The 15,592-nt window shown below is 55.0% G+C and carries 16 protein-coding genes; 5 read left to right on the forward strand and 11 right to left on the reverse strand.

Translation table 11 applies throughout. From position 1 onward, the window contains the following. Positions 1-73: 73 nt before the first annotated feature. The 7 genes from mnmH to ppiB form a co-directional block, all read right to left on the reverse strand. The gene (gene mnmH / locus F3J30_RS11205) at positions 74-1,144 is read right to left on the reverse strand and encodes a tRNA 2-selenouridine(34) synthase MnmH (protein ID WP_166717288.1); all 1,071 of its coding nucleotides are present in this window, start codon (positions 1,142-1,144) and stop codon (positions 74-76) included. Positions 1,145-1,230: 86 nt separating this feature from the next. Further along, positions 1,231-2,298 (reverse strand): 5-(carboxyamino)imidazole ribonucleotide synthase, encoded by a 1,068-nt coding sequence (gene purK / locus F3J30_RS11210; RefSeq protein WP_166717289.1) that lies wholly within the window; start codon positions 2,296-2,298, stop codon positions 1,231-1,233. Beyond that, the gene (gene purE / locus F3J30_RS11215) at positions 2,295-2,804 is read right to left on the reverse strand and encodes a 5-(carboxyamino)imidazole ribonucleotide mutase (protein ID WP_014069192.1); all 510 of its coding nucleotides are present in this window, start codon (positions 2,802-2,804) and stop codon (positions 2,295-2,297) included. Before purE ends, purK begins: the two co-directional genes overlap by 4 nt. Before the next feature lie 174 nt (positions 2,805-2,978). Then, the gene (locus F3J30_RS11220) at positions 2,979-3,164 is read right to left on the reverse strand and encodes a hypothetical protein (protein ID WP_166717290.1); all 186 of its coding nucleotides are present in this window, start codon (positions 3,162-3,164) and stop codon (positions 2,979-2,981) included. A gap of 70 nt (positions 3,165-3,234) precedes the next feature. After that, the gene (locus F3J30_RS11225) at positions 3,235-3,444 is read right to left on the reverse strand and encodes a YdgH/BhsA/McbA-like domain containing protein (RefSeq protein ID WP_014069194.1); all 210 of its coding nucleotides are present in this window, start codon (positions 3,442-3,444) and stop codon (positions 3,235-3,237) included. 151 nt (positions 3,445-3,595) lie between these two features. Further along, positions 3,596-4,318 carry a UDP-2,3-diacylglucosamine diphosphatase gene (gene lpxH, locus F3J30_RS11230; RefSeq protein WP_166717291.1) on the reverse strand — a complete coding sequence of 241 codons (723 nt, stop codon included), beginning with the start codon at positions 4,316-4,318 and terminating at the stop codon, positions 3,596-3,598. 3 nt (positions 4,319-4,321) lie between these two features. Continuing rightward, a complete protein-coding gene (gene ppiB, locus F3J30_RS11235; RefSeq protein ID WP_014069196.1) occupies positions 4,322-4,816 on the reverse strand; it encodes a peptidylprolyl isomerase B in 495 nt (164 codons plus the stop codon). Between the two features lie 174 nt (positions 4,817-4,990). Here ppiB and cysS point away from each other — a divergent pair, with 174 nt between their 5' ends. Next, complete coding sequence (cysS, locus tag F3J30_RS11240) at positions 4,991-6,376, forward strand: cysteine--tRNA ligase (protein WP_166717292.1); 1,386 nt, start codon at positions 4,991-4,993, stop codon at positions 6,374-6,376. An 87-nt stretch (positions 6,377-6,463) separates the two neighbouring features. On the opposite strand, the gene malI is transcribed toward cysS, so the two are convergent. The 4 genes from malI to folD all read right to left on the reverse strand — a co-directional run bounded on the left by malI (position 6,464) and on the right by folD (position 10,805). Next, positions 6,464-7,480, reverse strand: coding sequence for a Mal regulon transcriptional regulator MalI (gene malI, locus F3J30_RS11245; protein WP_166717293.1), 1,017 nt, complete (start codon positions 7,478-7,480; stop codon positions 6,464-6,466). Positions 7,481-7,566: 86 nt separating this feature from the next. Beyond that, positions 7,567-9,066 carry a PTS transporter subunit EIIC gene (locus F3J30_RS11250; RefSeq protein WP_166717294.1) on the reverse strand — a complete coding sequence of 500 codons (1,500 nt, stop codon included), beginning with the start codon at positions 9,064-9,066 and terminating at the stop codon, positions 7,567-7,569. A 658-nt stretch (positions 9,067-9,724) separates the two neighbouring features. Then, on the reverse strand, positions 9,725-9,937 hold the full coding sequence (gene ybcJ / locus F3J30_RS11255) for a ribosome-associated protein YbcJ (RefSeq protein ID WP_004143016.1): 213 nt from the start codon (positions 9,935-9,937) through the stop codon (positions 9,725-9,727). 1 nt (position 9,938) lies between these two features. Continuing rightward, on the reverse strand, positions 9,939-10,805 hold the full coding sequence (folD, locus tag F3J30_RS11260; protein WP_014069199.1) for a bifunctional methylenetetrahydrofolate dehydrogenase/methenyltetrahydrofolate cyclohydrolase FolD: 867 nt from the start codon (positions 10,803-10,805) through the stop codon (positions 9,939-9,941). Between the two features lie 309 nt (positions 10,806-11,114). On the opposite strand from folD, the gene fimA reads away from it, so the two are divergent. The 4 genes from fimA (at position 11,115) to F3J30_RS11280 (ending at position 15,590) form a co-directional block, all read left to right on the forward strand. After that, the gene (gene fimA / locus F3J30_RS11265) at positions 11,115-11,675 is read left to right on the forward strand and encodes a type 1 fimbrial major subunit FimA (RefSeq protein WP_166717295.1); all 561 of its coding nucleotides are present in this window, start codon (positions 11,115-11,117) and stop codon (positions 11,673-11,675) included. 69 nt (positions 11,676-11,744) lie between these two features. Further along, positions 11,745-12,287 (forward strand): type 1 fimbrial protein subunit FimI, encoded by a 543-nt coding sequence (gene fimI / locus F3J30_RS11270; RefSeq protein ID WP_166717296.1) that lies wholly within the window; start codon positions 11,745-11,747, stop codon positions 12,285-12,287. A gap of 34 nt (positions 12,288-12,321) precedes the next feature. Continuing rightward, complete coding sequence (gene fimC / locus F3J30_RS11275; RefSeq protein WP_166717297.1) at positions 12,322-13,014, forward strand: type 1 fimbria chaperone FimC; 693 nt, start codon at positions 12,322-12,324, stop codon at positions 13,012-13,014. 14 nt (positions 13,015-13,028) lie between these two features. Beyond that, a complete protein-coding gene (locus F3J30_RS11280) occupies positions 13,029-15,590 on the forward strand; it encodes a fimbrial biogenesis usher protein (protein WP_166717298.1) in 2,562 nt (853 codons plus the stop codon). Positions 15,591-15,592 lie beyond the last annotated feature (2 nt).

Genomic DNA, 15,592 nt, shown 5'->3' on the forward strand with positions numbered 1-15,592 from the left:
TGGCGCTGCGCTTACCGGGGCTACAAAAGCACGCGTAGGCCGGGTAAGGCGTAGCCGCCACCCGGCTTGTTTTTCAGCACAAAAGCCACTCGGCAACGTCTTCAAACTTCCCGCGATACACAATCTTCTCTGCTTTTTTCTCCAGCTGATAGCTGTACATCGGGTCGTAATAATCGTTAAGCAGGGGCGCAAGCCAGCTAAAGTGCGCTTCGGTACTGCCGGAACGCTGCTGTTCCAGAAGTGCGCTGTCTAATAACGTGGTAAATTCAGCATAGCGCTGTAACCCAAGACGGCGGCGAATGGCAAACAGCCCGTGGTGCAGATACTCGCTGTACTCCTTCCAGCCTGCCTCTTCCCCATACGCGGCAGAGAAGTCCGCCCACATATGGTCGAAATACTCTTCGCGCAGGCGCTCAAGGCGAATGTCGAACGGGTCATCGACCACCACAATTGACGACTGAACCATGCGATCGCGCAGGCACTCCGGCAAGTGGTTGGAGCCAATCATGCGGCCTTCGTCTTCCAGTACCCAGCGTGCGGCATCTTTTTTTAACAGCTCAACCGCCAGCTGGTTTTCGAAACTCGCCTGTGAAAGCTGCGGCTGGAGCGTGCGGCCAAACGACGAGCCTCGATGATGCGCCAGTCCTTCCAGATCAACCCCCTGCGCGTGTTGCTTCACCAGCAGAGTTTTACCGCTGCCGGTACAGCCGCCAATCAACACCATCGGTTTTTGCACCTGCTCAACGGTGGCCTGAATGGCTGCCTGACGCAGCATCTTATAGCCGCCCTTAACCAGCGGATAATTTACGCCAGCCTCTTTCAGCCAGGCCTGGGCGATATGCGAGCGCTGTCCGCCACGCGCGCAGCAAAAATAGCCGTTGGGGTTTGCCATACTTGCTTCACGCCAGGCCTGGATTCGCGCCTCGCGTGTGTCGCCTTTCACCAGGCTATGACCGAGCGCCAGCGCGGCCTCTGGCCCCTGGCGTTTATAGCAGGTGCCGACGGCTGCGCGTTCGTCGTCGTTCATTAATGGCAGGTTGATCGCAGCGGGCATCGTGCCCTGTGCGAATTCGATCGGCGCGCGAACGTCGATTAAAGGGGTATCAGACGCGAGGATCGCGCGATAGTCCGTTCCATCGTTCATGGTGATTCCAGAAGAAAACTAAGCAGTAATGATGGGCGGGATTTTACGCCGGGGACGTTGAAGATCAACTCCCCGGCGGAGGAGACTTACGCGAGCTTCGACTGTGCCCAGACAATCCCGCTGGCGTACTCTGGCGGCAGCAGCGGAATAATGGCTTCAAGCGTCGCGCTCAGACGGCCTTCATCAGTGTCGTTCAGGTTAAGGTGTCCCACCTTACGCCCCGGACGCACCTCTTTGTCGTACCAGTGTAGATGCACCAGCGGTAGCTTCAGCCAGTCGTAGTTCAGATCGGTGCCGATCAGGTTGATCATTACCGACGGACTGTTCACAACCGGCTGCGGCAGCGGCAGGTCAGTAATGGCACGCAGGTGCAGCTCAAACTGGCTGATGGATGCGCCGTTTTGCGTCCAGTGCCCGCTGTTGTGCACGCGCGGTGCCAGTTCGTTGATCAGCAGCCCGGCAGGGGTGACAAAGCACTCCATCGCCATCACGCCCACATAACCCAGCTCATGCATGATGGCCGAGAGCATATCTTCTGCCTGTTCCTGCTGCGCGGCATTCGCCTGCGGGAAGGCAACGCTGGTGCGCAGAATGCCATCCTGATGCAGGTTGTGGGTCAGCGGATAAAACACGGTGCTGCCATCGTGCGCACGCGCGCCAACCAGCGAGACTTCGCCGCTAAAGTTGATGCCCTGCTCAACAATGCACTCGCCGTAGCAATCGTCCGGCAGTTCGGCGGTTTCGCTGGCACGTAAGCGCCACTGCCCGCGACCGTCGTAGCCGCCCACGCGACGCTTCACAATCGCCAGTTCGCCAAGCATGGCAAACACATCGTTCCATTCGCTTTTATCGGACAGCAGCTGCCACGGTGCGGTCGCCAGACCAAGCTTGTCGAACAGCTGTTTTTGGGTCAGTCGGTCTGCAATGACTGGAAACACGTCGCGGTTAACAAAAGCGTTATGACGTGCCAGCTCACGGGTCAGGGCCGTTTCCGGCCAGCGTTCGATCTCGGCGGTGATCACGCTCTGATGAAAAGGCACCGCTTCCGGTTCGGCATCCAGCCCGACGGGCCAGACGGAAATCCCCAGCGGTTCACCGGCCTGGCGCAGCATCCGGCCTAGCTGACCGTTACCGAGAACGCAAACCTGTTTCATGCCGCACCCCGCGGATCCGGGTTATCCAGCACTTCGTCGGTCTGGGCTTTACGCCACTCAGCCAGGCGCTGATGCAGGGCTTTATCGTGAGTCGCCAGAATCTGTGCAGCCAGCAGCGCAGCGTTTGCCGCACCAGCTTTGCCAATCGCCAGCGTACCCACCGGAATACCGCGTGGCATCTGAACAATAGAGTAAAGGCTGTCAACACCGCTTAATGCTGCGCTTTGTACCGGAACACCTAATACTGGCACCAGCGTTTTTGCGGCAATCATGCCTGGCAGATGTGCTGCGCCGCCCGCACCGGCAATGATCACCTCGTAACCGTTCTCTTCAGCGCTTTCGGCAAAGCTGAACAGTTTATCGGGGGTACGGTGTGCGGAAACCACTTCAACGTGGTGCGGAACATTCAGGATTTCGAAGATTTCGGCGGTGAACTGCATGGTAGCCCAGTCGCTTTTGGACCCCATCACGATGGCGACACGCGCCGGATTATTGCGGGAAGACATGCGTCTTAAAACTCCTGTGGTGCGAAACACACTGCTTTCGAGGGCACAGAGAATAGCATGTAATATGGGCAAGGAAAACGGTTGCGCGGCTAAAACTTGAGCCGTTGTGGCCACTCGCGCATAACAAAACAGACCGCATCTGGCGGTCTGTTTAGCGAAAATTTCTGGCGATTTTTACAGGAGATTTCCTGCTGTCAGGTTTTCTTTATCGAATGCATGGCCGACATCAATATGATTTTCCATGCTGGTGTCGACATTCGAACCTGCTTCTGGGGTGGAGAAGCGATTCTCCGCCGCCATCGCGCCAGTGGACAGGACAGCGGCCAGCAGCAGGGTGCTCATGATGCTGATTGTTTTCATTCTTCGTTCCTTGCTCATCGTATTGTCGCTGTCGCTTGTCTGTTTACTGGCGGCACGGCAATCAGGGGTCTTATTTAGTCAGTTCCGCAGTCATGTGAACACGGTTGTTGAACTGTGCGCTGGTGATTTTGTATGACGCACCCTGTTCAGCAGCCTGTGCGGCAATTTTGGCTTCTGCACGGTCAATGGTAGAGGCGGTAGCACTGACGCTCTGAGCGAAAGAACCGAAAGAGATCAGAGAAAGAGCAGCAACTGCAACGAAAGTTTTGATGGATTTCATGGTCGTATTCCTTAAGTGTTTTGTCTGTAGTAGGGCGTGTTGCCCTGATGTGATAAATAATAGACCGACCATGGATTGATTAAAATCGAAACAATTTGCCGATATCATTCAAAAAAACTGAATGCATTTGATCATTTAGTGCGGTGGGGTATCAGAAAGGAAATGCGATCAGTTCCACGCTCTCGGGCGTGACTTTAACCATTGAGCCTTCGCTGTGCCAGGCACCCAGCACGACGCGATGCGCGGGTTCGCCGTTGGTAGTAAGCGAATGGACGTCCGGGCGATGGGTATGACCGTGGATCAGCCATTGCACTCGGTGTTTTTCCATCACATCGATAACTGCATGTGGGTTAACGTCCATGATGGTCATTGATTTGCTGCTGTTGGCGGCTTTACTGCCTGCGCGCATTTTCGCGGCAATGCGATTGCGGATAAACAGCGGCAGTGCCAGGAACAGCGTCTGGATCCACGGGGTGTGGACTTTGGCGCGAAACGCCTGGTAGCCGGTATCGTCGGTGCAGAGCGTATCGCCGTGCATGATCAACACTTTGCGGCCATACAGGTCGAGTACCTGTTCTTCCGGCAGTAATGTCATACCGCTTTCACGGGCATAACGTTTGCCGAGCAGGAAATCCCGATTGCCGTGGATGAAGTAGCAGGGGACCCCGGAATCAACCAGCGCCTTAATGGCGGCGGCAATGTCGTGGTGCAGCGGGTTGGGATCGTCGTCGCCAATCCAGGCTTCAAACAGGTCGCCCAGAATGTAAAGCGCATCGGCGCTTTTGGCTTCACCGCGTAAAAAACGCAGAAAACCGGCGGTGATCGCCGGTTCTTCTGTTTGCAGGTGTAAATCTGCAATAAAGAGTGTCGCCACGAATTACTCGCTGACGGTCACGCTTGTAATCACAACGTCTTCTTTAGGAACGTCCTGGTGCATACCGCTGCGGCCAGTAGAAACGCCTTTGATCTTGTCAACAACGTCCATACCTTCAACCACTTCTGCGAATACGCAGTAGCCCCAGCCTTGCAGGCTTTCGCCAGAGAAGTTCAGGAAGTCGTTGTCAGCTACGTTGATGAAGAACTGCGCGGTTGCTGAGTGTGGAGCCTGAGTACGGGCCATTGCCAGCGTACCACGGGTGTTTTTCAGACCGTTGTTTGCTTCGTTTTTGATCGCTTCTTTAGTTTCTTTCTGGTTCATACCAGGTTCGAAACCGCCGCCCTGGATCATAAAGCCGTTGATCACACGGTGGAAGATGGTGTTGTTGTAGAAACCTTCGCGGCAGTAGTCCAGGAAGTTTTTAACTGTTTCAGGCGCTTTGTCATCAAAAGTCTTGATTACGATATCGCCATGATTAGTGTGGAAAGTAACCATTTTTGCATCCTGTTCCGTTATTGTGGTGCGTCAACCCGTGTTCGGGTCACATATAGGGGCTTGTTATAGCATAACCACAGGATGCGATCACCTTGCATTGTGTGCTGCTTCGGGTTTGAATTACGGGTAGAATACCCGGTTTTCGTCCACACACGTGTTTACATGGAATCTTCGATGTTAAAAATCTTTAATACAATGACGCGCCAAAAAGAGGAATTTAAACCTATCCATGCCGGGGAAGTCGGCATGTACGTGTGTGGTATTACGGTTTACGATCTCTGTCACATCGGCCATGGCCGCACCTTTGTTGCTTTTGACGTGGTTTCTCGTTACCTGCGCTTCCTGGGCTATAACCTGAAGTATGTGCGTAACATCACCGACATCGACGACAAAATCATTAAACGCGCTAATGAAAATGGCGAGAGCTTTGTCGCGCTGGTGGATCGTATGATCGTTGAAATGCACAAAGACTTTGATGCATTAAATATTCAGCGCCCGGACAGCGAGCCGCGTGCGACCCACCATATTCATGAAATTATCGATATCACTGAGAAGCTGATCGAACGGGGTCACGCCTATGTGGCGGATAACGGCGACGTGATGTTCTCTGTGCCAACCGATCCGGCTTACGGCAAATTGTCCCGTCAGGATCTGGATCAGTTGCAGGCCGGTGCGCGCGTTGACGTCGTCGACGTGAAGCGTAACCCGATGGACTTTGTCCTGTGGAAGATGTCCAAAGAGGGTGAACCAAGCTGGCCATCCCCGTGGGGTGAAGGTCGTCCGGGCTGGCACATTGAGTGTTCAGCGATGAACTGCAAACAGCTGGGCAACCATTTCGATATCCACGGCGGCGGCTCTGACCTGATGTTCCCGCACCACGAAAACGAAATTGCGCAGTCTACCTGTGCGCACGGCGGTGAGTACGTTAACTACTGGATGCACTCCGGGATGGTGATGGTTGACCGCGAGAAGATGTCGAAATCGCTCGGCAACTTCTTCACCGTGCGTGACGTACTGAAATATTACGATGCAGAAACCGTGCGTTACTTCCTGATGTCCGGCCACTATCGCAGCCAGCTGAACTACAGCGAAGAGAACCTGAAACAGGCCCGCTCTGCGCTGGAGCGCCTGTATACTGCACTGCGCGGTACCGACAAATCGGTAGCTGCCGCCGGTGGCGATGCCTTTGAAGCGCGTTTTGTTGAAGTGATGAACGACGACTTCAACACCCCGGAAGCCTACTCCGTGCTGTTCGATATGGCGCGTGAAGTGAACCGCCTGAAATCAGAAGATATGGCAGCGGCCAATGCGCTGGCGTCCCATCTGCGTAAGCTCTCTTCGGTACTCGGTCTGCTGGAGCAGGAGCCTGACGTATTCCTGCAAAGCGGTGCACAGGCAGACGATGGCGAAGTGGCTGAGATTGAAGCGTTGATCAAAGCACGTCTGGAAGCGCGTCAGGCGAAAGACTGGGCGGCGGCAGATGCGGCGCGTAACCGTCTGACCGAGATGGGTATCATTCTTGAAGATGGCGCGCAGGGTACCACGTGGCGTCGTAAGTAAGTCTGTACGCCCGGTGGCGCTGACGCTTACCGGGCCTACAACATCATGACCATAGGCCGGGTAAGGCGTAGCCGCCACCCGGCTTTTTTACGCCGATTCCCTCGCAATAAGCTGCCCGGAGAGGGTGATCCGCTGGGTTTGCAGTTCCGGCTCTTTCAGCTTGCGAATAATCAGCCCGGCGGTCTGACGCCCGGTTTCCTCGCTGGCTGACGACACGTAGGTGAAGGACGGCGAGGTGAGATTGACGTGCAGCATATCCTCAAAACCCACCAGCGCGACCTGCTGGGTTAAAAACACATCTTTCCCGACGGTGCGGCCAACATGATGAATGCCAGAAATCGAGCCGATCATGGCATCGGGAGAGTGGCAGAGCAGGGCGGTAATGGTGTTGTTCTTCTCAAGAAGCTGGCGGGTGACAAAACTGGCTGCCTGGGTGTCGTCGCTACAGGCAGGGGCTGACTCCTCACGATTCACCAGGCCGTACTGGGCCATTGCGCTGCGAAATCCCAGCAAACGCTGCTCCCGGATAAGGCAACCTTCACGCCCGCCAATATAGGCAATATTGCGATGCCCACGCTCGATAAGATAGCGTGTGGCGAGGTTAGCCGCCTGGCGGTTATCACGCATCACCAGATTGCAGGGCTCATTTAACAGCGACTGGGACACCACAACCAGCGGTAACGGGCAGTCGCGGATCTGAGGGGGTAAGGTCGACGTGCGGGTATCCGACGCCAGATAAATAACACCGGCAACGCCCTGTTGTTTAAACGAAAGCAGGCTGCGTTCCAGATGTTCATGATCGTTGAGCGGCTGGCCAAGAAAAACCATGTATCCCTGTTTTTCCAGCTCCTGAACAATGCTCGCCATCACTTTGATGGAAAAACTGTCGCTGAAATCACGCAGGATCAGGCCAATAAGGTTGGAGGTGTTGGCGCGAAGATTGGCTGCGGCCGTGTTGTGCACATAGCCAAGCGTATTGATGGCAGCATGGACTTTCTCAATGGTGGCTTCTGAGATTTTCCCTTTCTGGCGCAATACCAGAGAGACGGTTGAAACCGAGACACCCGCCTGTTTTGCGACATCAATGATGCTGACTTTCTTCAAAACCGCTCCCTGAAATTTACCGATTATCAGCCAGATACAACAATGCGTCTCCCAGACTACAGGAGACGCGTCGTGCAGGCATCTTATTATTTGCCGATCATCGTGGACATGGTCTGGGCGATAAACTGTGCTCTGGCACCGAAAATCACCTGAATACCGTTGTCGCCCACGAAGACGACGCCGCGAGCCCCCAGTCCGTTAAGACCGTCTTTATCCACGTCATCACTTTTTGACACTTCCAGACGCAGGCGGGTAATGCAGGAACCGACAGAATCGATGTTCTGTGCGCCGCCCAGCAGGCTGATGATTTCTGTTGCCAGTTCGGTGTCGGTTTTATCATTCGCGTTGGCGGTTACTTCAGTACGACCCGGTGTTTTCACGTCGAAACGACGGATAACAAAGCGGAACGTGAAGTAGTAAATCAGCGCCATCGGAATGCCAATGATGATGGCGTTCAGGAAGTTGGTCTGATAGCCGTTAAACGATGGCAGGATCCCAAAGGACAGGTAATCGATAAAGCCTGCAGAGAAGGACTTGGCGATATGCGCATGTAACAGGTACATCGTCATATAGGCCAGGCCCGCCATGATGGCGTTAAAGACATACAGAATCGGTGCCACAAAGATAAAGGTGAATTCAACCGGCTCGGTGATCCCTGTCAGGAAGCAGGTCAGAGCCGCAGAGAACAAAATACCGGCAGCAATTTTTTTATTTTTGGTGTGAGCTTCGTGATACATCGCCAGACATGCCGCAGGCAGTGCGAACAGCATCAGCGGGAACTCACCCTGCATGAATTTACCGGCGTTCTGGTAGGTATCGCTGCTGAAGGATTTCACCCCTTCTTCCAGCATCTTGAACCAGATGGTCTGGTCGCCGTGGATAACCTGGCCCGCCTGGGTGGTGTAATCCCCGAACGAGTACCAGAAAGACGGATACCAGATGTGGTGCAGGCCAAGCGGGATCAGTGCGCGTTCCACCAGACCAAAGATAAAGGTCGAGGCCGCCTGATTATCGCCGTTCACAACAACAGAGAGCGCATCAATACCGGACTGAATATGCTGCCAGACATACGGCAGCAGCAGGCCGAGTACAAACGACAGGAATGCCGTCGCAATTGCCACGAAACGTTTACCGGAGAAGAAGCCGAGGAATTCCGGCAGCTGCATGGTATGGAAACGGTTGTAACACCACGCGGCGAGAATACCGCAGATAAGCCCGCCGAATACGCCCATTTGCAGCGTCGGAATACCCACAACCATGGCGTATTTCCCGCCCTGGGAGGCCATTTCCGGCGTGATACTCAGCACCGTGCTGATGGTGATGTTGGTGACAAACACCGACACCGCCGCCGACAGCGCCGCAATACCGGATTCCGATGCCAGACCCACGGCGGAGCCAATGGCGAACAGCATCGGCAGGTTATCAAAAATAACGCCGCCTGCGTTCATCATCAACGGCAGGTGGAATTTATCCCCGAAGGCCAGTAACAGACCTGCGGCAGGAAGCAGTGAAATTGGCAGCATTAATGCGCGACCAATCATCGATAACTTTGACAGCGATTTAACAAACCCTGATATCAGACTCATGCTGATCTTCCCCCGAGTAGCGCCTTTTTTGGCGCTGTTATTGTAAGTAGAACGTTTTAGTAGAACGTTCTACTTATCGTGATGAAAGCATGAATTTCGTGCAACTTAAATTTCACATTCCGACAGAGGAAATAGTGATTTTTTGAAGTTGATCGATAATTAACCGCGATAGATGTGGGGGGATTTTTATCCCCTCTCCCTGTGGGAGAGGATTCCCCAGTAATGTTTGTCTTTATTCAGCGATGACATTACGCCATTGAAATGCAAGACTTACCGCGGCGCCATCGTCCGGCCGAAAATCGCCGAAGCGTTTCCTGTAGGCCGGGGCGAGGCGCATGGATGCGCCGAGAGGGCGCGACTTGCATGGACGCTGCATCGCGCCCGGCCCGAAAGCCGGAAGGAATAAGCTGAGGGTACCGCGAAGCGGCGATTTTCTTGCCGGGAGCCCGGGTCGCCAGGGTAGCGGCGGTGAGCTACCCTGGCACGTTCACGGGTATTGTGGTGACAGAGTAGCAAGGAACATAAAGTGAACGGAATGACCACCACAGCCGTATGTTCCCCCTCACCCCAACCCTCTCCCCAAAAAGGAGAGGGAGCCGTCCGTGCTCGTATTTTTTGTGGGGATCCCTCAACCCTGTGGGTGAGGGCATCAAGCAGCTCAGGCCGTAACGGTAACGCTCTGACCTTCAAAACTCACGGTCTGACCCGCGACAATCTTGCAGCGCTTGCGGGTTTCCACCGCGCCGTCGACTTTTACCAGCCCGTCGGCAATGGCGATTTTGGCCTGTGCGCCGCTTTCGCTCCAGCCTTCCAGCTTCAGCAGATCGCACAGCTCAACGTGCGGGTGTTTACCTAATGAAAATGTGGCCATCTTACGCTTCCTTTACGTCGTGATACTCAACGCACGCCTGCAATGTATTCTGAATCAGTGTGGCAACGGTCATCGGGCCGACGCCGCCCGGCACCGGAGTAATGTAAGACGCGCGTGCAGCGGCATCTTCATAAACCACATCGCCCACCACTTTGCCGCTTTCCAGACGGTTAATGCCCACGTCCACGACAATCGCACCTTCTTTGATCCACTCGCCAGGAATAAAGCCCGGCTTACCGACTGCCACGATCAGCAGGTCAGCGTTCTCTACGTGGTGACGCAGGTTTTTGGTGAAGCGGTGAGTGACCGTGGTGGTGCAACCCGCCAGCAGCAGTTCCATGCTCATCGGACGCCCAACGATGTTGGATGCGCCAATCACCACGGCATTCAGGCCGTAGGTGTCGATATTGTAACGCTCAAGCAGCGTAACGATACCGCGAGGCGTACACGGACGCAGACGCGGCGCACGCTGGCACAGGCGGCCGACGTTATACGGATGGAAACCGTCGACGTCTTTGTCTGGCGCGATACGCTCAAGTACTTTCACGTTGTCGATGCCCGCAGGCAGCGGCAGCTGGACCAGAATGCCGTCAATTTCTTTATCGGCGTTCAGGGTGTCAATCAGCTCAAGCAGTTCTGCTTCGCTGGTGGTTTCTGGCAGATCGTAAGAGCGGGAAACAAAGCCCACTTCTTCACACGCTTTGCGTTTGCTGCCGACATAAATCTGCGATGCCGGGTTGCTGCCAACCAGCACAACAGCCAGCCCAGGGGCGCGAAGTCCGGCCGCTTTACGCGCCTTCACTTTTTCCGCAACCTCAGAGCGCACCTGCTGCGCAATCGTTTTACCGTCAATAATCTTTGCTGCCATCAGAGAGAAGATTCCGTCTGTAACGTTTGAAAGGGGGATTGCCTATATTTTGTCAGAAGCGAGCGCCGCTGTCAGTCACCCTTTGCGAGATTTCCTTCACTGGCCTCAAAACCCATGATAAGCGCATGGTCAATTTCTTAGGGTGGATTAGGATGTGGCCTGGTTAAATCGCAGCGTTTTGACATATTTTAAAATACTTTCCTGAGCTACTTTGTCTCCTCCGAAATAAGCTTTCAATTTATCAATTGAACGTATTTCTTATTCCCGATTATCCGCGGGAAGGGTTATTTACATTTTAAAGGAATAGACATGAAACTCAGCAACATTGCTTCGACCGTTATTGCAACTCTGGCCCTGGTCGCGGGTGCCGCTCACGCTGAAGATCCAACGCCGGTTTCCGTTAATGGCGGTACCGTGCATTTTAAAGGTGAATTAGTGAATGCTGCGTGCTCAGTTAATACGGATTCTTCAGAACAGACCGTTAATCTTGGTCAGTACCGTACCGCGAAATTCACCAAAGTCGGTGATACCACCTCTAATATTCCATTCACTATTGAACTGAACGATTGCGATCCGCTGGTTGCAAGCACGGCTGCAGTCGCCTTTACCGGTCAGATCGATGCGACCGATAAAACCCTGCTGGCCGTAACCTCCGGTAACAACGACAACACTGCGCAAGGTGTAGGTATCGAGATCCTCGACAGCAAATCCAGCACGCTAACCCCAGACGGAGCCACTTTCTCTGCTGCACAGACGCTGATCGAAGGGACCAACACCCTGAACTTCACCGCGCGTTATAAAGCGACCGCTGCGACCACCACGCCTGGTCAGGCGAATGCGGACGCAACCTTCGTCATGAAATACGAGTAATGCCTGAATACAGGGATGTGGTCGACCTCAGGGAGGAGGTCTCTTAATCGCTAACGCCGGGAACGAAGGATGACAAGGACTGGGATACTGCTTTTTGCCCTTGCGATTACCTCAACGGTAAATGCTCATACCGTGGTGATCGACGGCGGTAAAGTTCACCTGAGAGGGGAACTGGTCAACGGCGGCTGCGCCGTGGCGCCTGACAGCCAGAATATGCGCGTGGATATGGGGCAGTACCGCACCAACGCCTTTTCGGGCGTTGGCAGTTTTTCCACGGTAAACGTGCCTTTCACCGTACGGCTGCTTGACTGCAGCGTGGATGTCTCCCGTACCGTGGGGATCCAGTTTCAGGGCGCCACGCCTGAAGAGGATCCGCAGGTCTTCCTGGCGACATCGCGGCCAGGGGAAACCCCTGTCAGCAGCGGGGTTGGACTGGCACTTTTCGACGAACAACAGCGTCAGATAATCCCAAATGCCGCGGCGGTCAGTTGGTTGCCCATTAATACCAGTGAGCTGGCGTTTCATTTCAGTGCCCGCTACCGGGCAATTTCCGAACACCTCGTGCCAGGCAATATTCAGTCAGACGTCTGGTTTACGTTGATTTATCCCTAACGCCTGCGAACACATTATTAAAGGTACGGTTGTGATGAACACCCTAATTAAACCTGGACTGATTTTATCTTTTATTTTGATGATGGTTTCTTCCTGCGCAAATGCGTCCGGTGGTATTGCGCTGGGCGCGACGCGCGTTATTTATCCGGCGAATGCGAAACAGACCTCGCTGGCGATCACCAACAGCAACAAACAAGAACGCTATTTAATTAACGCGTGGATCGAAAATGCGAACGGGCAAAAGGAAAAAACCTTTGCCGTTACACCGCCCCTGTTCGTGAGCGAGCCGGACAGTGAAAATACGCTGCGTATTATTTATGCAGGACCGGCATTACCCACCGATCGCGAATCGCTGTTTTACATGAATGTGAAAGCGATCCCGTCGGTCAGCAAGGCGAAAACAGAGAACAATAACGTGCTGCAACTGGCCATTCTGTCGCGAATCAAGCTGTTTGTGCGCCCGGTTAACCTGTCGATGCCGCCGGAAGAGGCGCTCTCCCAATTGCGCTTTGAGCGCGTCGGAAACCACCTGAAGGTGAGCAATGCCTCGCCCTATTACGTCACGCTGGTCAATCTTAAGCTTGGCGGTCAGACGCTGGATAACCTGATGGTCGCGCCTAAAAACTCAGCGCAGCAGGTGTTACCAACCGCCGCGAGCGGCACGCTCTCCTGGCAGAGCGTCAATGATTACGGTGCCATTACACCGGCACGTAGCGTCAATCTGTGAGCAGAGTCAGGGCGATGAACACTCAATGGCGTTACTGCCCGGTTGCACTGGCATTGATGGCAACGCTCTGGCCGCAAACCGGCTGGAGCGAAAGCTACTTCAACCCGGCCTTTTTATCCGACGACACCGCAAGCGTGGCGGATTTGTCGCGTTTTGAGCAAGGGCATCAGCAGGCTCCGGGCGTCTATCGCGTGGATATCTGGCGTAACGATGAATTTATCGGCACGCAGGACGTGCGCTTTGAACAAGCCGAAAACACCCCACCTGTCGCGGGCGGGCTCTCACCATGCATTACGCGCGCGATGCTTGATCGATTTGGCGTTAATATCGCGGCGTTTCCGGAACTGGCAAACGTGCAGGGCGAGACCTGTGTTCCGCTGACCACGGCCATTCCTGGCAGCGAAACGGCATTCAACTTTGCGTCGCTGCGCCTGAACGTCAGCCTGCCGCAGGTGGCGATGCAAAATAGCGCTCGGGGCTACATTCCCCCTGAACAGTGGGATGACGGGATCCCCGCCGCGTTGCTCAACTACAGTTTTACCGGCAACCGGGGCAGCGACGACGACAGCTATTATCTGAACCTGCAAAGCGGGCTGAACTACGGCGCCTGGCGTCTGCGTAACAACGGCGCGTGGCGTTATTCGCAAAACAACGGCGAGCGGCACAGCAACTGGGAAAATATTGGCACCTGGGCCCAGCGCAGCATTATTCCCCTTAAAAGCGAGCTGGTGCTGGGTGACAGCAATACCGGTAACGACGTGTTTGATAGCATCGGTTTTCGCGGCGGGCGGCTCTACTCTTCTGACAGCATGTATCCGGACAGCCTCCAGGGCTACGCGCCCACCGTGCGCGGTATCGCCCGGACGCCTGCCAAAGTGGTCATTCGCCAGAACGGGTACGTGATTTACCAGAGCTATGTCCAGCCCGGCGCTTTTGCAATAAACGATCTGAACCCCACTTCATCCAGCGGTGACCTTGAGGTCACGGTAGAAGAAAAAGACGGTAGCCAGCAGCGCTACACCGTACCGTATTCCACCGTGCCGCAGCTTCAGCGTGAAGGGCGCTGGAAGTATGACCTGGTGGCGGGTGACTACCGTAGCGGGAACAGCGAACAGGATACGCCGTTCTTCACTCAGGGAACGTTAATTGCCGGTCTTGCCGATGGCTACACGCTTTACGGCGGTACGCAGCTGGCATCACGTTACACGGCGCTGGCCATCGGTGCGGGGAAAAACCTCGGTGACTGGGGGGCAATATCGCTCGATCTGACTCATGCCCGCAGCCAGCTTGCCGATGACAGCCGCCACGAAGGACAGTCGCTGCGCTTCCTCTATGCCAAATCCCTGAACGGATTTGGCACTAACTTTCAGTTGCTCGGTTACCGCTACTCCACGAAAGGGTTTTACACCCTGGATGATGTGTCCTGGCGCTCGATGGAAGGCTATCAATACGGCGACAGCCAGGACAACGACGGTGTGCCGGACGTGCAGAGCTATCACAATCTGACGTGGAATAAAAAAGGGCGCTTCCAGCTCAATATCTCCCAGTCGCTGGGGGATTACGGATCGCTGTATGTCTCTGGCAGCCAGCAAAGCTACTGGGGAACCAGCGAATCAAACGTCTGGTATCAGCTTGGCTACGCGGGCGGCATTCAGGGCATCAGCTATTCCGTCTCCTGGTCGTGGAATAAAGCCGTGGGGATCGACGGCACAGACCGGATCGCCTCGTTTAACGTCTCCATTCCTTTCAGCCTGTTCACGCGCCACGGTTATCGACGTGATAACGCCATTGACCGGGCTTATGCCACGGCCTCAGCCAGCCGGAATAACGACGGTGACAGCAGCTGGCAAACCGGGATCAGCGGCACATTACTTGAAGACCGTAACCTGAACTACAGCGTGACCCAGGGGCATACCAGCAATAACGGCGCCAGCGGAAGTGCCAGCGCCAACTGGCAGGCGACCTACGGCACGCTGGGAGTGGGCTACAACTACGCGCGCGATCAACATGATCTCAACTGGCAGCTTTCTGGCGGCATCGTGGGCCACGAAAATGGCGTGACCTTCAGCCAGCCGCTGGGGGATACCAACGTTCTGATCAAAGCCCCAGGAGCATCCGGAGTGAGCGTGGAAAACCAGACCGGAGTGAAAACCGACTGGCGCGGCTACGCGGTGATGCCGTATGCCACGGTCTACCGTTACAACCGTGTGGCGCTGGATACCAACACCATGAGCAACAACACCGATATCGAAAATAACGTGAGCAGCGTGGTGCCGACACGAGGCGCGCTGGTGCGTGCCAGCTTTGATGCCCGGATCGGCGTGCGCGCGTTACTGACCGTCAGACGCGGCGATCAACCCGTGCCGTTCGGCGCCATAGTGCGTGAAACCCAAAGCGGCGTCACCAGCATGGTGGGCGATGACGGACAGATTTACCTCAGCGGATTACCGCTGGAAGGGGAGCTGTTGATCCAGTGGGGCGACGGGATGCAGTCCCGGTGTCGCGCGCACTACCGCTTACCCGCAGATAGCCAGAACCAGGCCATTACCATGGCGGGGGCGAGCTGTGATCGATAACA

This window comes from Enterobacter sp. Tr-810 (genome assembly GCF_011752765.1).
In the GTDB taxonomy this organism is placed as follows: domain Bacteria; phylum Pseudomonadota; class Gammaproteobacteria; order Enterobacterales; family Enterobacteriaceae; genus Enterobacter; species Enterobacter soli.